This is a genomic window from Streptomyces sp. NPDC102258, assembly GCF_055584685.1.
This window is the reverse complement of the sequence record NZ_JBVJLO010000010.1, coordinates 97650-115553: the sequence shown is the minus strand read 5'-3', so window position 1 is coordinate 115553 and position 17904 is coordinate 97650. Positions and strand designations below refer to the sequence as shown.

Below are 17904 nucleotides of genomic sequence, written 5' to 3'. Positions count from 1 at the left end.
GTCAGTTGCGCCAGGTGTCGGTCAGCGTGAGCGTGCCGCCCGCCGGGACGGTGGCGGCGCGGTCGGCCCCGCTCTCCCAGGTGACGTTCCCGGCGGCGTCCTTGCGGAGGTACTTGTAGGCGAAAGCGGCCCCGGCGGGCAGGCCCACGTCGAGCTTCCAGACGGGGTACGCGGCCGGGTCGAGCCTGAGCGCGGCGCCGGTGTTCCAGCCGCCGAGCTCGGGGCGGTCGCCGGTGACGTACACGTCCTGGCCGGGAACGGTGGTGGCGGTGACGGCGAACGAGGCGCCGGTGGCGCCGGCGGGCGTACAGGTACGGGCGTCGACGTGCAGGGCGAGCGCGGTACCGGCGCCGAGGGTGGCGGTGAACCGGCCGCCGGAGTCGACGCTCACGGCGCGGCCGCTCTGCACGTCGCAGTAGGCACCGGCGGCCAGCGAGGTCTGGAAGGTCCTGGTCAGGGCGCCGGAGCCGTGGTTGATGGCCACGTAGGCCCGGGCGCCGCGCCCGAAGGCGATCCGGTCGCCGCCGTCGTCCCACCAGTCGGTGACGGCCTGCCCGCGGGCGGCGTTGCGGAAGGCCACCATGGAGGAGATCTCCCGCCAGGCGTGCTGGCACTTCCAGCCGTCGGCGTAACAGGCGTTGACCGTGCCCCCGTTGGGCGGGCCGGCGTCCTTGTCGGTCCACTCGTACCCGGAGTGCACGTCGGGCGAACCGTAGGGCCAGGCCAGCATGAACACGCTGGCCAGGGTGTAGGCGGAACCGTCCTTGTAGCTGAGCGTGTCGCCGCCGCGCTCGGTGTCGTGGTTGTCGACGAAGACGCCCGCCCGCCCGGTGGGCAGGTACCCCCAGGCCTCGCCGAAGTTCTTCAGGTAGGCGAGGTGCTCGCTGGTGAACACCCGCTTGAGGTCGCGGGCGTAGCGGAACTCCTGGACGTCCCCGTTCCCGAGGTACTCGGTCGGCTGGACGGCCTCGCCGGCGCCGTAGATCACCTCCTGCTTCCAGTAGGCGTTCGGGTTGGTCAGCCGGGCCTTGACGGCGGCGAGGTCGGCGGCGGGCATGTGCTTGGCGGCGTCGATCCGGAACCCGTCGACGCCGAGCGAGAGCAGGTCGTTGAGGTAGCCGGCGATGCGCCCGCGCACGTAGTCCTCGCCGGTGTCCAGATCGGCGAGCTGCACCAGCTCGCAGTTCTGTACGTCGGCCCGGTCCTGGTAGCTGGAGACGGTGGCCCGGCAGTCGTCCATGTCGGCGCCGGAGTAGAGGCCCGGGTACCCGTACTTCGTATACGGGGACCCGCCGGTCCCGACCCCGTCCCCGGCGGCCATGTGGTTGACGACGGAGTCGGCGACCACCTTCACCCCGGCGGCGTGACAGGCCCCGACCATCCGCTGGAAGGCGGCCCGGTCCCCGAGCCGCCCGGCGATCTTGTAGCTGACGGGCTGGTACGAGGTCCACCACTGCGGCCCCTGCACGTGCTCCTGCGGCGGCGACACCTGCACGAACCCGTACCCGGCGGGCCCGAGATTCTCGGTACACGCCTTGGCGACGGAGTCGAACCGCCACTCGAACAACACGGCGGTCACGTCCTTCCCCCCGGGCGCGGCGGCGAACGCCTGCGGCGCCGCGGGGACGGCGAGGGCTGCGGTCACGGCGCACGCGGCGGCGACGACGCCGACCACCCGCGCCCGAACTCTGCGTGCGCGGGAGCCGGTTACGACTCGGGACATAGGGGGCCTCCTGGCGGAGAGGACGGGGATGCGGGGATTGCCGCTGACCGTAGGTCCCACCCGGAGGTGTTGCAAGAGCTTGCGCAAGAGATTGCAGAATTGTTTCCGGCCCCGGCGCCACCCCCCCGCCCCCGCAGGGCCGGTGCTACCCCTCCCCCGCGCGCAGCGCTTCGGCCATCCGTTCCGCCACCTCCGCGGGCACGGCACCGAGATCGACCAACGCCCTGCCCGTGCCGGTGACCAAGGGACGCAGGCCACAGAGCCGCTCTTCGGGAACGCCGAGGGCCACCAGGGCACTTCGCACGGCCTCCGCCGCATCGGCGGCCCGCGCCCAACCGTCCCGCCAGGCCTGAAGCTCCATCAGTGCCCCGTCCCGTGCATCCGGAGGAGCACGTTGCAGTCGACCACCAGCGACTGATCGCACCCCTTCACGGCAGCCCGGCGGAGGATCGCCAGTCGCTCACATTCCGGACAGCCGCCCACCGGCCTGGGCGGCGGGCGCTCCTCCCGCAGGGGCAGGACCACAGGCGATTCGTGCCACGTCACAGCCAATCTCCCTTTCCAGGACCGACAGTCACCCAGCGCATCCGACTGATTACAAACTACTCGCAGCGTTTCTGTGAGTCAAGAAAAATTGCTACTCGCAGGAACGCTGCGCTCCTGCGAGACTGTGCACGACTCGAAAGGAGCACGTATGAGCGAGGGATTCGGCCTGGTGGTGCGCTTCTCGTTGCGTGACCAGGAAGCCGCTGCGGCATTCGACGAGCTGTGCGCGATCACCCTGGAGGGGATCAGGAGCGCCGAGCCGGGAACGCTCTCCTACGTGGTTCACGTGCCGCAAGGCGAGCCCCTGGTAAGGGTGTTCTACGAGCTGTACGCGGACCGCACCGCGTTCGAAGCCCATGAGGAGCAGCCGCACACGAAGCACTTCCTCTCCGAGCGGGGGCAGTACCTTGCCGGTGTCGAGGTCACGTTCCTCGATGCGATCGCCGGAAAGGTGGCGGCACAGCAGTGAGTTCCGAGGAGCGGCGCGTCTTCGGCGCCCGAGTGGCCGACCTGCGCAAGCAGAAGGGCATGACGCAGGGAGCACTCGCCGCGGCCATCGGGCGCACGGCGAGCTGGCTGTCCCAGGTCGAGCGAGGCATCCAGCCGGTGAACCGCCTGGACGTACTGCGTCTCCTCGCCGACGGACTCGGCGTGCCGCTCCAGGTCCTCCAGCCCGATGCCCCACCGCCGGCCGAAGCCGAGGCAGCCGAGCCCGCCACCAACGACCTGGACCAGGCCCGTCTGGTCCTCTCCGGTCATCCCGCCCTCGCCGTGCTCCTGAATCCGGACCAGGAATCCGGCCCCGACGACCTCGCCGCCCTGCGATCGTCTGTGGACGGCATCTGGAAGCTCACGCACAGCGGTCGGTTCGCGGAACTGAGCGCGGCCATCGGCCCGCTGATCCCACGGTTCGAGCGGGCCTGTCGCACGGCGCCGCACGATGACCGTCCCGAGCTGCACGATTTGCTGGCCCAGACGTATCAAGCCCTCGCGGCGGCCTTCGTACGCCAGAACGAGGCGGATGCCGCATGGATCGCCGCGGACCGGGCGATCCGCGAGGCGGAGCTCTCCGGCGAACCGCTGGGCGTGTTTGCCGGTACCTACCGGCTGTGCCACGCCTTCGTGCGTCTGAACCACCTCGACCAGGCCGAACACACCGCCACCGCCGCGATCCGCGCCCTCCAGGACTACGTGGACGCCAACGAACCCACACCCCAGCACCTCTCCCTGCTGGGATCGCTGCACCTGGCCCTGGCCCTCACCCATGCCCGTTCGGGCGACAGGCCGGCCGCCCGGCAGCAGATCGACGCGGCTCGAACCGTCGGCCGTCGCCTGGGCGAGGACCGCAATGACTACCACCTCGAATTCGGTCCCACGAACGTGGAGGTCCAGGCCGTCTCGACCGCGGTCGATCTCGGCGACGCGGGGGAGGCCATCGACCTCGCCAGGGGACTCCGTACGGACGGGCTGTCCCCGGAACGACGGGCGCGCCTCTTGCTGGACCTGGGGCGGGCACACGCCCAGCGCCGCCAGCACGCCGAATCCCTGGACTGTCTGCTGCGAGCCGAGGAGGTGGCACCCGAGATGATCCATGGCCATACCGAGGCACGGACGGTCGTGGGAGACCTCCTCCTCGTCGCGGGCCGGACCGCATCGGACGAACTCCGCGCGCTGGCTCAGCGAACCGACAGCCTCGGCTGAGCCGTTCACCTCGTGACCTCGGCCCCGGACGGACCGCGGACGCCCAACCGAGCCCCCCTCCCCGCGATCTGACGCGGGGGGGTGCCGGGTGCTCCGCAGGACGGCCCGATCGCTGTTCCGTGCGGGTTCCCACCCCCGGCCCGGAGTCTGGTCTATGAGGGCCGGATGTCGGGCCCACCCAGGCCTAGCAGGCGCCGGGAGGTGGAGGGGGCGAGGGGGGAAATAGCCGGCCCGCGCCCGACACCCAGCGTCCCGCACCCGCCCCCGCCCCTCAGGTCCCCCTTCGGGCCTGGCTCGTGGAGCCGCGGACTACCAGTTCCGGTTGGAAGACGTACTCCGTGCGCTGGACCGGGGTGCCGGCCACCGCTTCCAGGAGGGCGCCCACCGCGGCCGTGGCCATCGCGCGGACCGGCTGGCGGATCGTGGTCAGGGGTGGGTCGGTGAAGGCGATGAGGGGGGAGTCGTCGAAGCCGACCACCGAGACGTCCTCCGGGACCCGCAGCCCCCGTTCGCGGGCCGCGCGGACGACGCCGAGGGCCATCATGTCGCTCGCGCAGACGACCCCCGTGCAGCCCCGGTCCAGCAGGGCGCCGCCCGCCGCGTGACCGCCCTCCACCGTGAACAGCGTGCGCTGGACCAGCCCCTGCGCGGCCGCCTCCGGCCGGGCCGCCAGGAACCCCTGCTCCTTGCGCGCCGAGGGCACGTACCGGGTGGGCCCGATCGCCAGGCCGATGCGGCGGTGGCCGAGCTCCTCCAGGTGGCGCACCGCCATGTCCGCGGCCGCCCGGTCGTCGGGGGACACGAAGGGTGCGCTGATGGCCTCGTTGAACCCGTTGATCAGCACGAACGGCACCCCCCGGGCCGCCAGCCGCTGGTAGCGCGCCGGGTCGGCCGAGCCGTCGGCGTGCAGCCCCGACAGGAAGACGATCCCCGTGACCCCCCGCTCCTCCAGCTGCTCGACCAGTTCGTCCTCGGTGGCCCCGCCCGGCGTCTGCGTGCACAGCACCGGCGTGTACCCGTGCCCGGCCAGCGCCTGCTCGATGACCTGGGCGAACGCCGGGAAGATGGGGTTGGTGAGCTCCGGGATCAGCAGCCCCACCAGCCCGTTGCTGCGCCGCTTGAGCCGCACCGGCCGCTCGTAGCCCAGCAGGTCCATGGCGGCCAGCACCCGGTGCCGGGTCCCGGCCGCCACGCCCGCCTTGCCGTTGAGCACTCGGCTGACGGTCGCCTCGCTGACCTCGGCCTGCGCGGCGATGTCCGTCAGCCGGAGCGGGGAGGTCACCCCTGCCACCACACCGCCGTGTCGGCCGGGAGCACGTCCGGGGCGTCCCCGTCCAGGGGCCCGCTGGCCAGCAGTACGGTCCCCGGCGCGGGCAGCCGTACGGGCGCGTCCGTCGTGTTGACCGTGCAGACGAAGCCGCCCCGGCGGAAGGCCAGCACCCCGGCCGGCGCGGGCAGCCACTCCACCGCGTCGCCGGCACCGAGGTCGTCCCGCTCGCGGCGGATCCGCAGCGCGGCCCGGTACAGCTCCAGCGTGGAGCCGGGGTCGCCGGTCTGCGCGGCCACGCTCAGCGCCGCCCACTCGCCGGGCTGCGGCAACCAGCTGCCGCCCGCGCCGAAGCCGTACGGCGCCTCGGTGCCGGACCACGGGATCGGTACGCGGCAGCCGTCGCGCAGCCCCTCCTGGCCGGTCTCGCGGTGGAAGGCCGGGTCCTGGCGTACGGCGTCGGGGAGGTCGGTCACCTCCGGCAGGCCGAGTTCCTCGCCCTGGTAGACGTACGCGGACCCGGGCAGCGCCAGCATCAGCAGCGCGGCCGCCCGCGCCCGGGCCAGGCCCTCGGGGCCGCCGCCGTAGCGGGTGACGTGCCGGACCACGTCGTGGTTGGACAGCACCCAGGTGCTGGTCGCGCCCACGGGCCGCATCGCGTCGAGGGACTCGTCGATGGCGGTGCGCAGCGCCCGCGCGTCCCACCCGGTGCCCAGATAGTGGAAGTTGAAGGCCTGGTGGAGCTCGTCGGGGCGCAGGTAGAGCGCGGTGCGCTCGGCGCTGGGGGTCCAGGCCTCGGCGACGCCGATGCGGTCTCCGGCGTACTCGTCGAGGACGGTGCGCCAGGAGCGGTAGATCTCGTGGACGCCGTCCTGGTCGAAGAAGGGCAGGACCTGGTTGCCGAGGAGCTTGAGCTGCTCGCTGCGGCCGAGGTCGGGCAGGCCGGGGGCCTTGACGAGGCCGTGGGCGACGTCGATGCGGAAGCCGTCCACGCCGAGGTCGAGCCAGAAGCGCAGGACGGAGCGGAACTCGTCCTGGACGGCGGGGTGTTCCCAGTTGAAGTCGGGCTGTTCGGAGGCGAAGAGGTGCAGGTACCACTCGCCGTCGGCGACGCGGGTCCAGGAGGGCCCGCCGAACAGGGACTCCCAGTCGTTCGGGGGCTCGGAGCCGTCCGCGCCCCGTCCGGGCCGGAAGTGGAAGCGCTCGCGCAGCGGGCTGCCGGGGCCTTCGCGGAGCGCCTGCTTGAACCATTCGTGCTGGTCGGAGCAGTGGTTGGGGACGAGGTCGACGATGATGCGCAGCCCCAGCGCGTGGGCCTCGCGGATCACGGCGTCGGCGTCGTGCAGGGTGCCGAACATCGGGTCGATGGCCCGGTAGTCGGCGACGTCGTAGCCGCCGTCGGCCTGCGGGGAGGCGTAGAAGGGGCTGAGCCAGACGGCGTCGACGCCGAGTTCCCTGAGGTAGGGCAGTCGGCCGCGGATGCCTTCGAGGTCCCCCACGCCGTCCCCGTCGGAGTCGGCGAAGCTGCGCGGATAGACCTGGTAGATCACCGCTTCTCTCCACCAGCCGGGCAGGGTGCCGGTGGGGGTGGAGAGCGTTTCGGCGAGGTGCTGGGTCATGTCGTCCTTGGAGAGGTCGGGCCGGTGATGCGGAAGCGGGCAGGGCGAACGCGGAGGGAGGGTGGTCAGCCCTTCGTCGCCCCCGCCGTCATCCCGGCGACGAGGTGGCGCTGGGCGAAGAGGAAGAAGATCGCCGCGGGGATCGCGATGAGCACGGAAGCCGCGCTCATGGCGCCCCAGTTGGAGGTGTACTGCGTCACGAAGGTCTGGAGCCCGCCGGCGAGGGTGAGGTTCTCCTCGCCCACCATGAAGGCGGAGGCGTACGCGACTTCGCCCCAGGCGGTGATGAAGGCGTAGAAGCCGGTGACGGCCAGGCCGGGCTTGGCGAGCGGGAGGATCAGCCGCCAGAAGGTGCCGAAGGGGTTGAGTCCGTCGACGCGGCCGGATTCGTCGATCTCGACCGGGATGGTGTCGAAGAAGCCCTTCATCATCCAGGCGCAGAACGGCACGGCGATGGTGAGGTACGTGATGATCAGGCCGAGGGGCTGGTTGAGCAGCCCGAGGTCGCCCATCAGGTTGTAGAGCGGCACGATGAGGATGGCCATGGGGAACATCTGCGTGATGAGCAGGGTCCACATGAGGGGCTTCATGCCGGGGAACTTGAAGCGGCTGACGGCGTACCCGGTGGTGGCGGCGATGAACACGCCGAGGACGGTGGTGACGCCCGCGACGAGGACGGAGTTGCCGAACCAGCTCAGGAAGTGGCTGTCCTCCAGCAGGTAGCGGTAGTTCCCGAGGTTGGGTTCCTTCACGAAGTCCGTGCTGATGGCGTACTTCGCGGGCTTGAGGGAGGTCAGCAGGATCCACAGCACCGGGAAGACGGCGACGACGGACGCGACGAGGAGCGTGGCGTGCAGGCCGAAGGAGGCGAGCGGGGAGCGGCTGCCGCGCGGGCGGACGGCCTTCGGGGAGCCGGCCGGAGCGGAGCCGTGTGGTGCGGAGGCGTCCGGAGCGGGGGCGTCCGGGGCCGGCTTCGTGGTCGTCACGGTCACCACACCTCTCCCTGCTTGCGCAGCGAGCGCCGGTAGACCAGCGCGAAGATCATGAGCAGGGCGAGGATGAGGACGCCCCAGGTCGCGGAGCCGGCGAAGTCGCGCGGGCTCGTGATGAAGGCCTCCCGGAAGGCCTGGGTCACCAGGATCTCGGTGGAGTCACCGGGTCCGCCCCGCGTCAGCAGGAAGATCACCGGGAACATGTTGAAGGTCCAGATGGTGGAGAGCAGGATCACCGTCATGCTGACGGCGCGCAGCCCGGGCAGCGTGATGTGCCGGAACCGCTGCCACGGCCTGGCGCCGTCCATCTCTGCGGCCTCGTAGAGCTCTCCGGGGATGGACTGCAGCCCGCCGAGCAGGGCGACCATCATGAAGGGGACGCCGAGCCAGACGTTGACGGCGATGACCGAGAACTTGGCCCAGGTCGGGTCGTCGAGCCACGGCACGGCGGAGATGCCGCCGCCGTCGAGGACCTTGTTGAGGATGCCGTTGTCGCGGTTGAAGAGGAACCGCCAGGCGAAGACGGAGACGAAGCCGGGGACCGCCCAGGGCAGGATGAGCGCCATCCGGTAGGCGGCGCGGCCCCGGAACGTCCGGTTGAGCATGGTGGCCAGGGCGAGGCCGAGCACGAAGGTGACGCTGACGCAGGCGACGGTCCACACCACCGTCCACACCAGCCGCTGCCAGAAGACCGGGTCGCCGAGCACGGCCGTGTAGTTGTCCAGCCCGACGAACTCGTACGTCGCCTCGATGTGACGGACGCCGATGGTACGGGAGACGTTGCGCTCGTTGGCGTCGGTGAGCGACAGGTAGACGCCCCGGACGAGCGGCCACCCGATGATCACGCCGAGGACGAGCACGACCGGGGCGACCATGGCCCAGGCGTACCAGTGCGTGGCGAGGGCCCGGCCGAGGGTCCGGCCGGAGCCGCGGCCCGGCCGGGGATTTCCGCTGGCAGTCGTGCGGCGGGAGCCGCGGGCGGCGGCGCCGGGGTGCTCCCCGGCGTCCGCGCCCGCGGCCGTCGCCGCCGACTGGCTGGTGTCGGCAGCCATCGTGCTCGTTACTTCCAGCCCTTGAGGATCTTGCGGAACTCGACGCCGGCCGCCTTGGCCGCGTCCTCGGGGCTCGACGTCCCGGTGACGGCCTTGGTGTACTCGACCTTCAGCGGCTCGAAGAGGGAGCCGTTCTCCGGGATCCAGGCGCGCTCGACGGCCTTGTCGACGGCCGGCTTGAAGAACTGGACCATCTCGCCGGCCTTGACCTCGGGCTGCTCGTAGGCGGCCGTGCGCGTCGGCAGCAGGCTGAGCTCCTTGGCGGACTGCACCTGGACCTCCTGCGAGGTCATGTACTCGACGAAGGCGTGCGCGGCGGCGGTGTTCTTCGAGCCCGCGTACACGGCGAGGTCGTGGCCGCCCTGCGGGGCGCCGGCCTTGGCGGAGCCGGCCGGGACCGGGGCGACGCCGAGGTTGGCCTTGTCCTTGAACTGGTCGCCCGCGTAGCTGTCGGCCACGGCCCAGGGGCCGTTGATCATCATGGCGACCTCCCCGGACTTGAAGGCGGTCTGCATGTTGGTCCAGCCGTCGGTGGCGTTGGTGACCGCCGCGCCGGAGGTGACCAGGTCGCGGGCGGCCTTGAAGGCCTTGACGCCGGCGGCGTTGTCGACGGTGACCGTCTTGGTCTTGGCGTCGACGAGGTCGCCGCCCTCGCCGTAGATGAAGGGGAGGAACCAGTAGGAGTCGTCGCCGCGCAGGTAGAGGCCGGTCTTGCCGGTCTTCGCCTTGATGGCGGCGGCGGCGGTCTTCAGCTCCTCCAGCGTCCTGGGGGGCTGGACGCCGGCGTCGGCGAGCATCTTCTTGTTGTAGAAGAGGCCGAGGGTGTCGATGACCTGCGGGACGGCGAAGGTCTTGCCCTCGAACTTTCCACTCGCGGCGGCCTGCGGCAGGAACTCCGCGTCGACCTTCTTCGCGGTGTCGGCCGGGACCTCGTCGAGGTAGCCGAGCGAGGCGAAGTCGGCGACCCAGCCGACGTCGGCGCGGATGACGTCCGGGGCCTCGGAGCCGCTGCTGAAGGCGTTCTTGACCTTGTTCTGGGCGTCGCCGTAGGGCACGTTGACGTACTTGACGGTCACCTTCGGGTGCTTCGCCGTGAAGGCCCCGGCGATCTTCTGGAAGCTCGCCTTCTCGGCGTCGTTCGAGGTGTCCCACCACGTGACCGTGCCCGAGAGCTCGCCACCGGCCTGGGTGCCCCCACCGTCGCCCTTGGTGTCACCGCCGCAAGCCGTCGCCGCGAGCGCCAGGGTCGCGACCAGCGCGGTGGCCGCTATGCCACGCCGCATATGAACTCCTTCGATGATCCCGGCCGCGCCCTCGCGGTCCCGAGTTGCCGAGAACGTAACAAGCCTGAAAGCCGACCGAAAGACCTTGCGGCAAATTTCTGCAAGCCGAGCTGATCGTTACATCCGTGTGTCCGTACGGTTGCCGCCGCTTGCTGTTAGTTCGAGTCCGCTTCGATTCCACAGGCCCGCAACCAGGGGGTGTGTACTCGCGTTGACCCCGATATGACCCACGAGTTGACGGCCCCGCCGCTTGCAAGCGCTTCCAGCAACTCCACCGCGCGCGGCGGCTGGTGGCGCGATGCCGTCATCTACCAGGTGTACGTGCGCTCCTTCGCGGACAGCGACGGCGACGGCGTCGGGGACCTGCGCGGGGTCCGCGAGCGGCTCCCCCACCTGGCCCGCCTCGGCGTCGACGCCGTCTGGCTGACCCCCTTCTACGTCTCCCCCCAGGCCGACGGCGGCTACGACGTCGCCGACTACCGGGCCGTCGACCCCCTCTTCGGGGACCTCGCCGACGCCGACGACCTCGTCCGGGCCGCGCACGAGCTGAACCTGCGGGTCATCGTCGACGTGGTCCCCAACCACACCTCCGAGCGCCACCCCTGGTTCCGCGCGGCCCTCGCCGACGAGCCGGGCGCCCGCGCCCGCTACCTCTTCCGCCCCGGCCGGGGCGCGGACGGCGCGCTGCCGCCCAACGACTGGGAGTCCGTCTTCGGCGGCCCGGCCTGGACCCGGGTCCCCGACGGCTCCTGGTACCTGCACCTCTTCGCCCCCCAGCAGCCCGACCTGGACTGGGACCACCCCGAGGTGGCCGCGGAATTCGCCTCCGTGCTGCGCTTCTGGCTGGACCTGGGCGTGGACGGCTTCCGCGTCGACGTCGCCCACGGCATGGTCAAGGCCCCCGGCCTGCCGGACATCGGCCGGGCCGCGCAGGCCACCCTGATCGGCACCGAGCCGCTCCCCTTCTTCGACCAGGACGGCGTCCACGCCATCCACCGCTCCTGGCGCCGCCTCCTCGACTCCTACGACGGGCAGCGCATCGGCGTCGCCGAGGCGTGGGCGCCGACCTCGGAGCGGCTCGCCCTGTACGTCCGCCCCGACGAACTCCACCAGGCCTTCAACTTCCGCTTCCTGTACTGCCCCTGGGACCCGGCCGCGATGCGCACCGTCATCGACGAGTCACTCGCCGCGACCGCCTCCGTCGGGGCGCCCACCACCTGGGTGCTGTCCAACCACGACGTGGTCCGGCACGTCACCCGCTACGGCGGCGGCGCCCAGGGCCTGGCCCGGGCCCGGGCGGCCGCGCTGCTGATGCTGGCCCTGCCCGGATCCGCGTACGTCTACCAGGGCGAGGAACTCGGCCTGCCGGAGGTGACCGACCTCCCCGACGCCGTACGCCAGGACCCGGCCTTCCACCGCGGCGCGGGCCAGGACGGGCTGCGCGACGGCTGCCGGATCCCGCTGCCCTGGACCGGTACCCGGCCCCCGTACGGTTTCGGGCCCGGCGGCAGCTGGCTGCCGCAGCCGGCGGACTGGGCGCACCTGAGCGTGGCCGCGCAGACCGGCGACCCGCACTCCACGCTGGAGCTGTACCGGGCCGCGCTGGAGCTGCGCCGCGCCCTGCCCGGCCTCGGCTCCCCGGAGGCGGGCCCGCTGACCTGGCTCCCCTCCCCCGCGGGCACGCTCCTCTTCACCCGCCCGTACTTCGCCTGCACCCTCAACACCCGGTCCGCACCCGTGGAGATGCCGGCGCCCGGCCGGCCGGTCCTGTCCAGCTCCCCGGTGGAGACCGACGGCCGGACCGTGCTGCTGCCCGCCGATGCGTGCACGTGGTGGGCGTTGTGAGCCGGGGACCGGTACAGTCCAATCCCGTGACCGCACGGCTAGCCGACATCGCAGCCCAGGCGGGGGTCAGCGAAGCCACAGTCAGCCGCGTGCTCAACGGCAAGCCCGGTGTGGCCGCCGGCACCCGCGAGTCCGTGCTGGCCGCGCTCGACGTGCTCGGCTACGAGCGGCCCGTACGGCTGCGCCAGCGCAGCGCGGGCCTCGTCGGGCTGATAACCCCCGAGCTGGACAACCCCATCTTCCCGGCGCTCGCGCAGGTCATCGGGCAGGCCCTGACCCGGCAGGGGTACACCCCCGTGCTGGCCACGCAGACGCCCGGCGGCTCCACCGAGGACGAGCTGACGGAGATGCTGGTGGACCGGGGGGTCTCCGGGATCATCTTCGTGTCCGGGCTGCACGCCGACACCACCGCCGACATGGGCCGCTACGACCAACTCCGCGGCCAGGGCGTCCCGTACGTCCTCATCAACGGTTTCTCCGACAAGGTGCGCGCCCCCTTCGTCTCCCCCGACGACCGGGCCGCGATGCAGCTCGCCGTGACCCACCTGACCGCGCTCGGGCACACCCGCATCGGCCTGGCCGTCGGGCCCAAGCGGTTCGTGCCGGTGCTGCGCAAGATCGAGGGCTTCCGGCTCGGGATGAAGGAGCGGCTCGGGCTGGACGAGGCCGCGACCGAGGAGCTGATCCAGCACTCCCTGTACTCGCTGGAGGGCGGGCAGGCCGCCGCGGCGGCGCTCCTCGCGCGGGGCTGCACGGCCGTGGTGTGCGCGAGCGACATGATGGCCCTCGGTGCCATCCGGGCCGCCCGCCAGCAGGGCCTCGCGGTGCCGCGGGACGTGTCGGTGGTCGGCTTCGACGACTCTCCGCTCATAGCGTTCACCGATCCGCCGCTGACCACCATCCGCCAGCCCGTGCTGGCCATGGGGCAGGCCGCGGTGCGCACGCTGCTGGAGGAGATCGGCGGTACGCCGGCCCCGCACAGCGAGTTCGTCTTCCTGCCGGAGCTGGTGGTGCGCGGCTCCACGGCCTCCGGTCCGGGGCAGCGCCGCGGCGCGTAGGCCCGTCCCCTACGGTCCCCGGGTAGTCCGCAGGGCGGAGCGGGGGCGCCGAAGACCGTCCCGAGGGATGATCGGAGGGGAGAACGCATCTGGCAGACTCTCTCCTCATGGGTGAATCGAGCGTGAAGACACTGGAAACCCGGATGGACGTCTCGTCACCCCCCGTGACCGAGCACGAGGCCCGTCCGGCGTCCGAACGCACCCTCCTCGCCCGGCTCCGGTTGCCGCGCCGTCCGCGCATCTGGTTCGAGGTCCTGCTGATCGCGGTCAGCTACTGGACGTACTCGCTGATCCGCAACGCGGTGCCGGAGCAGAAGGCGGCCGCCCTGGCGAACGCCGACTGGATCTGGAGCGTCGAGCGGGGCCTCGGCATCGCGGTGGAGCACTCCGTCAACCATGCCGTGAACTCGGTGACGTGGCTGATCGTGGGCATGAACTACTACTACGCCACGCTCCACTTCATCGTGACGATCGGCGTGCTGGTGTGGATCTACCGGTTCCACCCGGGGCGTTACGCGGCCACCCGCCTCATCCTCTTCGCCACCACGGGCGTGGCCCTGGTCGGCTACTTCTTCTACCCGCTCGCGCCGCCCCGGCTGATGAACGGCGGCGGGTTCGTGGACACCGTGCTGGTCCACCACACCTGGGGTTCGATGGCCTCGGGGAACCTCAAGCACATGTCGAACCAGTACGCGGCGATGCCGTCCATGCACATAGGGTGGTCGCTCTGGTGCGGGCTGACGATCTTCGCGGTCGCGTCGGCTCCCTGGGCCCGGATCCTGGGCCTGCTCTACCCGGCGGCGACCCTGGTCGTCATCGTGTCCACCGCGAACCATTTCTGGCTCGACGCCGTCGGCGGCATGATGTGCCTGGCCTTCGGCTACGGCGTCTCCCGCCTCTGGTACGGCTCGCTGCCGCACCGGCTGCCGCGCCGGCCGCTGCACACCGAGCCGCATCCGGCCGCCGAGGCCCTGCTGAACCGCTTCCGCAGGTAGCCGCCGCCCCTCAGCCCTCCCCGTGGGTGATCCGGCCCCCCGAGACGGTCAGCCGTACGGGAGCCTGCGCCAGCTCGTCCGGGGCCGCCGTGACCGGGTCGACGGTGAAGGCCGTGAGGTCGGCCCGCGTCCCCGGCGCGATCCGCCCGGCCACCGCCTCCTCCCCCGCGGCCAGCGCCGCGTGCGAGGTCATGCCCTCCAGTGCCATCAGCCCGGTCAGGGACCGGCCGCCCGAGGCCGCGCCCCGGGGGCGCTGGGCGGTCACCAGGACCTGACGGGCGTCGTGGTGGGCGATGGGCCAGTCCGAGCCGAGGGCCAGGACCGCTCCCGCGTCGCGCAGGTCCCGGCAGCGCCAGGCCCGGCCGGCGCGTTCGCCGCCGAGCCTCCTGGACCACTCGTCGGTGTGGTCGGCCCGGGTGTAGGCGGTGTGCGGGGGCTGCATGGAGGCGATCACCCCGAGCTGGGCGAAGCGTCCCAGCTGGTCGTCGGGGACGGTCTCGATGTGCTCGATCCGGTGCCGCATGCGGGCGCCGGGGCCCAGGGCGGCGACGGTGTCGAGGACGTGGCGGACGGCGGCGTCGCCGATGGCGTGGGTGGCGGTGCGGACCCCGGCCGCGTCCAGGACCCGTACCGCCCGGGCGTAGGCGCGCGGGTCGGGCCAGAAGGCCTCGGTGCCCTGGCCGTGGCAGTCGGCGTGCTCCAGCCAGGCGGTGCCGCCCTCGACGGTGCCGTCCATGAAGAACTTGACGCCGCCGACCCGCCAGTGGCGTCCGGCGCTCCCCTGGAGGGCGATCAGGGCGGCGAGCTCGTCGTCGTCCGCGCCGGGCATGCACCAGGGGGCCAGGCGCAGCCGCAGCGGGAGGTGGTCCTCGTACTCCAGGCCGGCCAGGAGGGCGGGGACGTCGCCGTCGCCGAGGTCCATGACGTGGGCGCCGGTGAGGCCGGTGGCGGCCATGTCGCGGAGCAGGGCGAGCAGGCGGGTGCGGCGTTCGGCGAGGGTGGGCTTGGGGGCGAGGGCGGAGACCAGGGCCATGGCGGCGTGCTCGATCAGGTGCCCGGTGGGGCGGCCGTCGGCGTCGCAGACGATCTCGGAGCGCTGCGGGAAGGCGCGGGGGCCGTCGATGCCGGCGGCGGCGAGGGCCGGGCCGCTGGCGAGGGCGGAGTGGCCGTCGTAGAGGCGCAGGAGGGCGGGGGCGCCGCCGAGGGCGTCCTCGATCGCGGTCCGGTCGACGGGTTGGCCGCCGAAGGCGTTGTGGTCGAGGCCGTGGCCGAGGACCCAGCCGCCGGTGCGGTCGGCGGTGCGCAGGACGGCGCGCAGCTGGTCGAGGTCGCGGACGGCGGAGAGGTCGGCGCCGGTGGCCATCTCGATGCCCCACACGGGGTGGCTGTGGGCGTCGGTGAGGCCGGGGGTGAGGGTGGCGCCGGCGAGGTCGATCACCCGGGTGCCGGGTCCGCGCCAGTCGCGTACGTCGCTCTCGTGGCCGACGGCGACGACGTGCCCGTCGGCGAGGGCTACCGCGCCGGCTTCGGGGCGGGCGGGATCGAGGGTGCGGACGCGGGCTCCGGTGAGGACGGTGTCGGCAGCGGGCACGGGGCTTCTCCTTGACGGGGGGCGGGGGCGTGGGCCGGGCGGTCTTCCGCGAAGCGGGCGTAGACCTCGGGGCGGCGGGACTTCAGCCGTCCGGCGAGGGCGAGTCCGGCGAGGAAGACGGCGGGGACGAGGGCGACGAGGACGGTGTCGACGGTGGTGGAGGCCCCGGTGAACAGGCCGACCTTGGCGACGACCAGACAGATCGCGACGGTCAGCAGCACGGCGGCGGTGACGGGCGCGACCACGGTCCGCCAGCGGCCCTCGGAGTGTGCGGTGCGCCGGAAGTAGACGGGTACGGCGAGGGCCGCGAGCAGCATGAGCGCCATCAGGCCGATCATGCCGGGCGTGTTCACCCAGAGCAGCAGCTGCTGGTACGGGTCGGCTCCGGCGAGGGCGAAGCCGAGGACGATGACGGCGCCGAGGGCGGTCTGGGCGGCTCCGGCCAGGTACGGGGAGCGGTGGCGCGGGTGGACGCGGCCGAGGGCGGCGGGCAGGACGCCTTCCTCGGAAAGGGCGAGCACGTAGCGGTTGATGGCGTGGTGGAAGGCGAGGAGGGAGGCGAGGACGCTGGTGACGATGAAGAGGTGCATCAGGTCCGCCGCCCAGGGGCCGACGTAGGTGGTGATGGCGGTGAAGAAGAGGCCGCCGGGGTCCTGTCCGGCGGCGGCGGTGACCTCGGTGGCGCCGTAGGCCTGGATGACGGTCCAGACGATGAAGGCGTAGAAGAGGCCGAGGAAGGCGACGGCGATGTAGGTGGCGCGGGGGACGGTGCGGTCGGGGTCGCGGGCCTCGCGGCGGTAGATCACGGTGGACTCGAAGCCGGTGAAGGCGGCGAAGGCGAAGGCCAGGACGGCGGCGGTGCCGGGGACGAGGACGGCACCGGGGGTGAAGGAACCGAGGGAGAGGCCGTGCGCGCCGCCCTTCAGGAGCACCCCGCCCGCGAGCAGGACGAGTATCCCGGTCTCGGCGACGAGGAGGACGCCGAGGAGTCTGGCGCCGAAGTCGACGGAGCGGTAGCCGCCGTACCAGATGAGGAGGAGGCCGGCGAGGGAGACGGGCAGCCAGGGGATGTCGAGGCCGGCGAGGGCGCGGCCGGTGTCGGCGGTGGTGGTGCCGAGGAGGCCGTAGACGCCGATCTCCATGCCGTTGTAGCCGATGAGGGCGAGCAGGGCGGCGCCGATGCCGACGCGCTTGCCCAGGCCGCGGGCGATGTACGCGTAGAAGGCGCCGCCGCTGGTGACGTGGCGGCTCATGGTGGTGAAGCCGACGGCGAAGACGGTGAGGGTGAGGCCGGCGAGGAGGTAGCCGGCGGGGGCCCCGATGCCGCCGAGGAGGATGGCGACGGGCGCGACTCCGGCCATGACGGTGAGGGGGGCGGCGGCGGAGACGACGAAGAAGGAGATGTCGGCGGTCCCGAGGGCGCCGGTGCGCAGCGCGTCGGGGCGCGGGGGCGCGGTCGCGGGTCTGTGGGGCTCTGGCGTTTCGGGCATGCGGAAGCACCCTTCTGCGAACGGCAGGCGACGGCGAGGCGAAACCTAAAGGCTTTCGGTTCGCGGCAATGTAGCCTCCGGTTTTGGCGTACGGGAAGACCTGGACGAGGGAGAACACCGATGGCACGGCCGCGCACCCCCCTGCTCGACCGGGACCGGATCGCCACCGCGGCGCTCCAACTGGTGGCGGAACAGGGCGAGTTCAGCGTCCCGCAGGTCGCACGGGCGCTCGGGGTGCAGACGGCTTCGCTGTATCACCACGTGGACGGCCGGGCCGGGGTGGTGGAGCTCGTACGGGAGCGGGTGTGCGCCCTGATCGACGACTCGGCGCTCGGGCTGGAGCCCTGGCACCGGGCGCTGGAGGAGTGGGCCCGCTCCTACCGGGCCGCCTTCGCCGCCTATCCGCGGGCCATACCGCTGCTGATGACCACTCCGGTACGGGCCCCCCGGGTGCTCGCGCACTACGAGCGGGCGGTGGCGCTGCTGCGGGCGGCCGGCTTCCCCGAGGAGCGGGTGATGCCGCTGCTGACCGGCCTGGAGAACCTGATCCTGGGCTCGGCGCTGGACCTGGCGGCCCCCGAGACCATGTGGGAGCCCTCGGAGCGCACCCCGCTGCTGGCCGCCGCCCTGGCGGCGGGCGGCCCGGGCCGCGCGGACGCCGCGTTCGACCTGGCCCTGACGGGGCTGCTGGCATACGCGGCGACCCTGCGCGAGGGTGACGGCAGGCGCTAGGACCGGCCTA

At 72.4% G+C, this 17904-nt stretch carries 15 protein-coding genes; 6 read left to right on the top strand and 9 right to left on the bottom strand.

The features are described 5' to 3' along the window. Position 1 precedes the first annotated feature (1 nt). Both ACZ6ZT_RS18695 and ACZ6ZT_RS18690 read right to left on the bottom strand, forming a co-directional pair. Complete coding sequence (locus tag ACZ6ZT_RS18695; protein ID WP_469720349.1) at positions 2-1723, bottom strand: carbohydrate-binding module family 20 domain-containing protein; 1722 nt, start codon at positions 1721-1723, stop codon at positions 2-4. 145 nt (positions 1724-1868) lie between these two features. Continuing rightward, complete coding sequence (locus ACZ6ZT_RS18690) at positions 1869-2084, bottom strand: hypothetical protein (protein WP_469720347.1); 216 nt, start codon at positions 2082-2084, stop codon at positions 1869-1871. A 333-nt stretch (positions 2085-2417) separates the two neighbouring features. Here ACZ6ZT_RS18690 and ACZ6ZT_RS18685 point away from each other — a divergent pair, with 333 nt between their 5' ends. Next, a complete protein-coding gene (locus ACZ6ZT_RS18685; RefSeq protein ID WP_469720345.1) occupies positions 2418-2738 on the top strand; it encodes a putative quinol monooxygenase in 321 nt (106 codons plus the stop codon). Then, complete coding sequence (locus ACZ6ZT_RS18680; RefSeq protein ID WP_469720343.1) at positions 2735-3970, top strand: helix-turn-helix domain-containing protein; 1236 nt, start codon at positions 2735-2737, stop codon at positions 3968-3970. The genes ACZ6ZT_RS18685 and ACZ6ZT_RS18680 overlap by 4 nt, the downstream gene beginning before the upstream one ends. Before the next feature lie 271 nt (positions 3971-4241). Here the strand turns inward: ACZ6ZT_RS18680 and ACZ6ZT_RS18675 are convergent, their stop codons facing one another. The 5 genes from ACZ6ZT_RS18675 to ACZ6ZT_RS18655 form a co-directional block, all read right to left on the bottom strand. After that, entirely contained in the window at positions 4242-5261 is a 1020-nt protein-coding gene (locus ACZ6ZT_RS18675; protein WP_469720341.1) for a LacI family DNA-binding transcriptional regulator, read from the bottom strand. After that, the gene (locus ACZ6ZT_RS18670) at positions 5249-6856 is read right to left on the bottom strand and encodes a glycoside hydrolase family 13 protein (RefSeq protein WP_469720338.1); all 1608 of its coding nucleotides are present in this window, start codon (positions 6854-6856) and stop codon (positions 5249-5251) included. Before ACZ6ZT_RS18670 ends, ACZ6ZT_RS18675 begins: the two co-directional genes overlap by 13 nt. Positions 6857-6921: 65 nt before the next feature. Beyond that, positions 6922-7842 (bottom strand): sugar ABC transporter permease, encoded by a 921-nt coding sequence (locus tag ACZ6ZT_RS18665; RefSeq protein ID WP_469720334.1) that lies wholly within the window; start codon positions 7840-7842, stop codon positions 6922-6924. Between the two features lie 2 nt (positions 7843-7844). After that, entirely contained in the window at positions 7845-8900 is a 1056-nt protein-coding gene (locus tag ACZ6ZT_RS18660; protein ID WP_469720329.1) for a carbohydrate ABC transporter permease, read from the bottom strand. Between the two features lie 8 nt (positions 8901-8908). After that, a complete protein-coding gene (locus ACZ6ZT_RS18655; RefSeq protein WP_469720325.1) occupies positions 8909-10183 on the bottom strand; it encodes an extracellular solute-binding protein in 1275 nt (424 codons plus the stop codon). Positions 10184-10405: 222 nt separating this feature from the next. Here ACZ6ZT_RS18655 and ACZ6ZT_RS18650 point away from each other — a divergent pair, with 222 nt between their 5' ends. From ACZ6ZT_RS18650 to ACZ6ZT_RS18640, 3 genes are all read left to right on the top strand, one after another. Further along, a complete protein-coding gene (locus ACZ6ZT_RS18650; protein ID WP_469720322.1) occupies positions 10406-12028 on the top strand; it encodes a glycoside hydrolase family 13 protein in 1623 nt (540 codons plus the stop codon). Positions 12029-12054: 26 nt separating this feature from the next. Next, complete coding sequence (locus tag ACZ6ZT_RS18645) at positions 12055-13086, top strand: LacI family DNA-binding transcriptional regulator (RefSeq protein ID WP_469720319.1); 1032 nt, start codon at positions 12055-12057, stop codon at positions 13084-13086. 107 nt (positions 13087-13193) lie between these two features. After that, the gene (locus ACZ6ZT_RS18640; protein WP_469720317.1) at positions 13194-14081 is read left to right on the top strand and encodes a phosphatase PAP2 family protein; all 888 of its coding nucleotides are present in this window, start codon (positions 13194-13196) and stop codon (positions 14079-14081) included. 10 nt (positions 14082-14091) lie between these two features. Here the strand turns inward: ACZ6ZT_RS18640 and ACZ6ZT_RS18635 are convergent, their stop codons facing one another. Then, positions 14092-15672 carry an amidohydrolase gene (locus tag ACZ6ZT_RS18635; RefSeq protein ID WP_469720315.1) on the bottom strand — a complete coding sequence of 527 codons (1581 nt, stop codon included), beginning with the start codon at positions 15670-15672 and terminating at the stop codon, positions 14092-14094. After that, positions 15594-17162, bottom strand: coding sequence for an APC family permease (locus ACZ6ZT_RS18630; protein ID WP_469720313.1), 1569 nt, complete (start codon positions 17160-17162; stop codon positions 15594-15596). Before ACZ6ZT_RS18630 ends, ACZ6ZT_RS18635 begins: the two co-directional genes overlap by 79 nt. A 120-nt stretch (positions 17163-17282) precedes the next feature. On the opposite strand from ACZ6ZT_RS18630, the gene ACZ6ZT_RS18625 reads away from it, so the two are divergent. Beyond that, positions 17283-17894: a TetR/AcrR family transcriptional regulator gene (locus tag ACZ6ZT_RS18625; protein WP_469720309.1), complete on the top strand. Its 612-nt coding sequence runs from the start codon at positions 17283-17285 to the stop codon at positions 17892-17894. Positions 17895-17904 lie beyond the last annotated feature (10 nt).